This is a genomic window from Mesorhizobium sp. Primo-A (assembly GCF_003997175.1).
GTDB lineage: Bacteria > Pseudomonadota > Alphaproteobacteria > Rhizobiales > Rhizobiaceae > Mesorhizobium > Mesorhizobium ciceri.
In genome coordinates this window covers 1-6,217 of sequence record NZ_RZTG01000044.1, presented here as the reverse complement: position 1 = coordinate 6,217, position 6,217 = coordinate 1, and the positions used below count along the sequence as shown (strand labels likewise).

The 6,217-nt window shown below is 60.8% G+C and carries 5 protein-coding genes; all 5 read right to left on the bottom strand.

Annotation, left to right across the window (positions count from 1 at the left end; all coding sequences use genetic code 11):
• Positions 1-814, bottom strand: an 814-nt coding sequence (locus EOC83_RS32480; protein WP_164762436.1) for an ABC transporter permease, incomplete at its 3' end; no start/stop codon positions are given.
• On the bottom strand, positions 811-2,394 hold the full coding sequence (locus EOC83_RS32475; protein ID WP_024505179.1) for a sugar ABC transporter ATP-binding protein: 1,584 nt from the start codon (positions 2,392-2,394) through the stop codon (positions 811-813). The genes EOC83_RS32480 and EOC83_RS32475, both read right to left, overlap by 4 nt.
• A 65-nt stretch (positions 2,395-2,459) precedes the next feature.
• Positions 2,460-3,602, bottom strand: a complete 1,143-nt coding sequence (locus EOC83_RS32470) for a substrate-binding domain-containing protein (protein ID WP_063170570.1) — start codon at positions 3,600-3,602, stop codon at positions 2,460-2,462.
• A gap of 76 nt (positions 3,603-3,678) precedes the next feature.
• Complete coding sequence (gene aldA, locus EOC83_RS32465) at positions 3,679-5,169, bottom strand: aldehyde dehydrogenase (protein ID WP_063170569.1); 1,491 nt, start codon at positions 5,167-5,169, stop codon at positions 3,679-3,681.
• 41 nt (positions 5,170-5,210) lie between these two features.
• Positions 5,211-6,215, bottom strand: coding sequence for a 4-hydroxythreonine-4-phosphate dehydrogenase PdxA (gene pdxA, locus EOC83_RS32460; protein WP_063170568.1), 1,005 nt, complete (start codon positions 6,213-6,215; stop codon positions 5,211-5,213).
• Positions 6,216-6,217 lie beyond the last annotated feature (2 nt).

Here is a 6,217-nt window from a genome sequence, read left to right as displayed (position 1 = left end):
CGATTGATCCATAACCGCCAAAGAGACTTGTCCCGCCTATGATCACGGCCGCGATCACGTCCAGTTCAAGACCCGCTCCCAGGCTGGGATTGCCAGCCGTGGAGCGGGCCGCGAGCATCAGGCCCGCAAGGGACGCGGTCATGCCGGATATCGCAAAGGCGAAGATTTTGACGCCGTCCGTTCGCACACCGGAAAAGCGCGCGGCAACAGCATTTCCACCGGTCGCATAAACACGCCTGCCGTAGGGCATTTGATGCAGCAGGTAGTAGCCGACGGCCGTAAGGACGATCGTCCACCAGATCGGTGCCTGCATGCCCAGAAAACTGCCGTTCCAGAACAGGTTCGAAAAATCATCATCGACGATCGACACGGGCCGGGTGCCGGTGATGGTCAGTGCCAGTCCGGAAAAGATGGACAACATCCCAAGCGTTACGAGAAACGATGGAATGCGCAGTTTTGTAACAAGCACGCCCGACACCGCGCCGATCGAGGCCCCGGCGCCCAACACCAGAAGGGCGGCGACATAGGCCGGGACACTTTGATCGAGCAGCAACGCTCCGATCATACCTGAAAAGCTGGCAACCGAACCGACCGACAGGTCGATTTCACCGCAGATGATGACGAACGTCATGCCGATCGCCATCACGGAAACGATGGCTGTGATACGCAGAACGGCGCTTGCGGTTGAGACTGACGCGAAGTGGGGGGCGAACAAGACGAAATAGAGGGTGATCGCCAGGAAGATCACATAGGTGATGTGATCGCGGAAAAAATTCATCGCACTAGCGCGCATCGGCATCGAGGACGATTTCATGCTGCAACTCCCTGAGCGTGTACGCTGGTTTGTCTGGCGGCCTCGGCCTGCAGCAACGCGCGAAGCCCGGTCTCGTCGTGCGCGCTGCCCATGCTGCGCGTTATCCGCCCCTGCGCCATCACCAGAATGCGATCGGACAAATCCAGGAGTTCTTCGAGTTCCGAAGAAATGAGCAGCACGGCGACGCCATCGCCCGCCGTGCGGCGCACAAGCTCGCGCATATCGCGCTTGGCATTGACGTCCACGCCGGAAGTTGGCTCATCGAGGATCAACAGCTTCGGCTTCATTGCCAGCCATTTTGCGAAGACGATCTTTTGCTGATTGCCGCCTGAAAGCTCCTGGGCTTTCTGTAAGGGGCCGCGGCACAGGATGTTGAGGTCGTCGCGGTATTGTCTGAACAGAGCCGCTATCCGCGCCTTCGCCATCGGCCCAAGGGGACCCGCGAGCGAGAAATCGGAAAGCCGGGGAAGCGCAAGATTCTCCTCGATTGAGCGCCCGCCAACAAGCCCTTCGAGCCGACGGTCTTCGGGAACAAGCGCGACACCAGCAGCGATCGCTCTGCTTACGCTGCCCGGCCGAACGGGTTCGCCTGCGACACTGATGTGGCCGGATACGTCTGGAAGGATGCCGAACAAAGCCTTGCCCAAGGTCGAGCGGCCGCTGCCGACAAGCCCGGCAAGGCCGACGATCTCGCCTGGATCGATCGAGAACGATATGTCGGACAGCTTGCGCGACGTGGCTAGATCGCGGACCTCAAGAGCCGGCGCCCCGATCGACGTTGCCGGGTGGCGTTTCGCGGACACTGTGGCGGTCGGCAAAGGCGCGTCGCCCCTCGGCCGCGACATCATCGCAGCGATATCCTCGATGGATGTCTTGCTCGGATCAAGTGGGCCAACCAGTCGGCCATCTTTGATGATCGAGATGCGATCCGAAAGCCGCAGCACATCGGCCATGCGGTGGCTGATGTAAACGATACCGATTCCGCCCTGCTTGAGCTGACCGATGGTCCGAAAAAGCGTTTCTTCCTCGTGGATGGTCAGTGATGAAGTCGGCTCGTCCATGACGAGCAGCTTGGCGCCCCGCGAGATCGCCTTGAGGATCTCGACCATCTGGCGTTGGGCGAAGGCCAGATCGCCCACACGCGCGGAAGCATCAAGCGAGAAGGCGTACCGCTCGATCAGAGCCTGGGCATCGCGAACCATTGTTCTGGTGTCGACGCGCATGCCGAAGGCGAGTGGCTCGCGAAGGATGAACAGATTTTCGGCAACCGAGCGGTTCGGCAAGACGCTCAGTTCCTGGAAGATCATTGCAATACCGCGGTCGATCCTGTCGCGAAGCGACAAGGCCGTGACGTCCTCTCCGGCGAACAGAATGCGGCCTTCATCCGTTCGATAGGCTCCCATGAGAATCTTCATGAGCGTCGATTTGCCCGCACCGTTCTCGCCGAGCAGCGCGTGCGTTTCACCGGCCATGACCTCGAACGAAATATCAGACAGCACGCGGTTTGCGCCAAACGACTTGCTGATGCGTTGCATCGCTACGATCGCGTTGTGGGACGGTGACGTTTTCGCTTCGGCCATGACGATTTTCTCGATCGCTAGGGGAGCGTCGGCGGCCTGTTGGAGCCCGCCGACGAAAAAGTGGGCTAGAAGCACTCGCCGTTGCAGATTTTTACCACCGAGGCCGGAGCATCTTCCTTGGTGACCTGCTTGAGGGCACTGAGAAGGTCGAGCTTCTTGACACGCAACGTCGGCACCGAAATGTATGGCGGGACGTCATGTCCAAGCAATGCAAGCGCGGCCGCCTTGGCCTCGGCGACGCCCTGGTCGTAGGGACGCTGCGCGCCTACGGCCAGAAATTCGCCGCGTGCAACGTTCAGCGCGCTGTCAGCGGCAATGTCATTCGTGGTGACGACGATATCGCGGCCGAGTGTCTTCGCCGCGGCCACGACTTGCTGGGCGGGCGTGTCCCAGGCAACGAAGATGCCCTTCATGTCGGGATGCGCCGTCAACATTGCGGTGGCAACCTCGTAAGCCTTCTCGGGGGCTGTGAAGGTGCCGACATCCGCGACCTTGATGTCGGGATGTTCGCCGAACGCCTTCAAGGCACCGACCTTTCGGGCTGCGACGGAGTAGTAATAGTCATAAACCAGCGTGATGATGCCGACCTCGCCCTTGCCGCCAATCGCCCCGACAAGTTCCTGCGCGGCGAAGTAGGCGTTCTTTTCATTGTCGGAGGCGACAACGGTCACATAATCCTTGCCGGGCGCCATATCGACCGGGACGTTGTCCATGAAAACCAGCTTGATGCCGGCGGCCGTCGCCTTCTTGTAGGCTTCGGACTCAGACTTCGGATCGATCGGGATCGAGAAGATCACGTCGGGCTTACGGGCGATCATCTGCTCCAGATCGCTGATTTGCTGACCGGGCTGGAACTTGGCGTCGGTGGTTCCAACAATTTCGATACCAAGATCCTTGAGTGTGTTGCTGATTCCGGCAACCTGCAACTGAGGCCAGCCCGCATCCATTGTGTGCATCACCAGTCCAGCGGTAAACTTGCCCGCCTTGAGCTTGGCAAGATCCTCATCGGAGAATTTCAGCACGTCCGGCGACACCGCCGGCGGACCATCCGGGAAGCCTGGGACGGGTTGGCCCCTCGGCGACAGGGGCAGCGGCTCGAGCAGAGCTTTTGCTTCCGGTGGGATGGTGTCATCGGCGAGAGCCGACGATGCGGCCAGTCCCGATAGCGCCAAGGCCAAGGCGGCCGCCATAAATCCACGATAGTACATTTCATTCCTCCCGATCATATGAAACGGCCGTAGCGGCCGGGTGGCGACCTGGCTGGTCGTACTGGTTGGGCGCTGTTCAGCGCCCGTAAGGCATCAATGCCGCCGTGGCGGCACCCGAATAGTTCACGTAGACCGTCTTCTTGCGCATGTAGCTCTCGAGCCCATGCACGCCGTCGTCGCCGCCCAGTCCGCTTTCGCGGAAGCCGACATGGAAACCCTGCAGCATTTCCGGTCCGATCCGGTTCACGTAGATCTCGCCGAACGAAACCTCGTTGACGGCGTTCATGACGCGGCCCAGATCATTGGTGAAAAGATAGGCCGACAGGCCATAGTTGCTGGCATTGGTGATGCTGACAGCCTCCTCGAAAGTGTCGAAGGGCATGATCGGCACGACCGGGCCGAAGATTTCGCGCGTCATGATCGGCATGTCAGGCGTCACATCTGTCAGTACGGTCGGATTGAGCCAGTAGCCGCCATCGATGGGCGCCTTGGTCGGGCGTCCGCCGGCGAGAGCAAGCCTCGCGCCGCCCGCTACGGCTTCCGCAAGGACCGCCTCGACCTTTTCCAACTCTTCAAGACTGACTTTCGGGCCGATATCGGTATTTGCCTGCATCGGATCACCGACGACGAGCGACTTGGAGAACTCCACAAAGCGTGTGACGAATTGATCGTAAATCGAACGGTGAACGAGCGTGCGTTCGTTGCATATGCAGACCTGTCCGCAATTCATGTAGCGCGACGTGGCTGCGGAACGAACCGCCAGGTCGAGATCGGCATCAGCCAGGACGATGAATGGCGCCTTGCCGCCAAGCTCCAGCGAAACAGGTGTCAGATTGCGCGAAGCATTCGCCATGATGCGCTTGCCGGTCGGTACGCTTCCGGTCATGGTGATGAGGTCGACGCCGGGTTCCGTGCAGAGCACTTCGCCTATGGTTTCACCTCGTCCCGTTATGATGTTCACGACGCCGGCTGGCACGCCCGCTTCGACAAAGATGCGAGCCATTTCGAGCGCCGAAAGTGGCGTGTCTTCATGCGGTTTCAGGACGATGGTGTCGCCGGCGATCATGGCGGGCGCCACCTTTCGGCTGACCAGGGCGCTCGGGTAATTCCACGGAATGATGGCGGCGACGACGCCTACCGGCACACGCTGTATCCAGACCTGCTCTCCCGCGTAGTCGGATGGCAGGATTTCACCTTGAATGCGACGGGCAAACTCGGCGTAGTAATCGAAGAACTCGGCCGCGCCGCCGACTTCACCTATTGCTTCATTGATCGGTTTGCCTTGTTCCCTGACCACCACCTCGGCCAGATGTCGGGCGTTCTGCCGGATCAAGACCGCGATCCGCTTCATGATCGCCGCACGGGCAAGAGGCGCTTTGAGCCCCCAAGCCTTCTGCGCCTTACGGGCGGCCTCTATCGCCTGGCGAGCCTGATCCGGGCTTGCCTCGGGCACGTCGACAAAGGCCTTGCCATTGGCCGGATTGATCACCGAACGCGTGCCGGCTTCGCCGGTGACAAACTTCCCGTCGATCAACATGAGATAGGATTTCTTGTCTTCTGCTGCCATGGTTCAATCCGCTTCCGCGTGCGTTGCAGGCGTGCCGACGCCTAAGGGTTGGATTTCGCCGCGGCCATCTGGACCGCGAACTCGATCGCTTCGACCAAACTGTCCTCATTGGCGATGCCCTTGCCGGCGATGTCGAAGGCCGTGCCGTGGTCGACAGAGGTGCGGATGATCGGAAGGCCGAGCGTGACATTGACACCAGAGAGCGCTTTCCACTCACCGGTCGCGGGATCGATGTTGAAGCCGAGCAGTTTCACCGGGACATGGCCCTGATCGTGATACATCGCGACCACCGCGTCATACTGGCGGGCGCGCAACTTGACGAAAACCGTATCGCCCGGAACAGGCCCAAACACCGCAAAATCGGCGGACGTGTAGGAGGCGACGACCGGGGTCGTGATGTCGATATCCTCACGGCCGAAAATGCCGCCTTCGCCGGCGTGCGGGTTGAGCGCGGCGATCGCAATGCGGGGATGGGCAATGCCGAGGCCGCGCAACGCCTCGACCGTCAGCTGGATAACCCGCCGCAACCGAGGTTCGGTCAGTTTCGACGGAACCTGGGCCAGCGCTACATGGGTCGAGACATGGCTGACGCGAAAATCGCCATGGGCGAGCATCATCACGGAATCGCGGGCGCCTGTGAGTTCTGCCAGCATGTCGGTGTGACCGGCATAATGATAGCCGGCCAGATTGAGCGCCTCCTTGTTGAGGGGAGCCGTAACGATGCCCGCAATTGAACCGGCCTGCGCCAGGCGAACGGCCTTTTCGATCGCCAGATAGGCGAGGCGCCCGCCTTCCGCCGACAAGACGCCTGTCTCGATAGGTGTGCGTTCGGGGCCGGCTTCGAGAATGGCTAGCGGCGGAAAAACCCCCGCGGCCGAAGCTGACGGTTGTTCCTCCTCAATGCGCCCGGAAATCGACTCCATTGCACGCATGGCGGCGACGCTGCCGATGATGAGAAGGGACAACGATCCGTCGGCAAGACGCGGTTTCAGCCGTGCGCATGCCTTTGCGATGATCTCGGGGCCGATGCCCGCAGGATCACCCATTG

Bases quoted from the DNA above. Each gene is read 5' to 3' on its own strand.
- EOC83_RS32475 (WP_024505179.1), bottom strand. From the start codon at position 2,394: ATGGCCGAAGCGAAAACGTCACCGTCCCACAACGCGATCGTAGCGATG.
- EOC83_RS32470 (WP_063170570.1), bottom strand. From the start codon at position 3,602: ATGTACTATCGTGGATTTATGGCGGCCGCCTTGGCCTTGGCGCTATCG.
- aldA (WP_063170569.1), bottom strand. From the start codon at position 5,169: ATGGCAGCAGAAGACAAGAAATCCTATCTCATGTTGATCGACGGGAAG.
- pdxA (WP_063170568.1), bottom strand. From the start codon at position 6,215: ATGGGTGATCCTGCGGGCATCGGCCCCGAGATCATCGCAAAGGCATGC.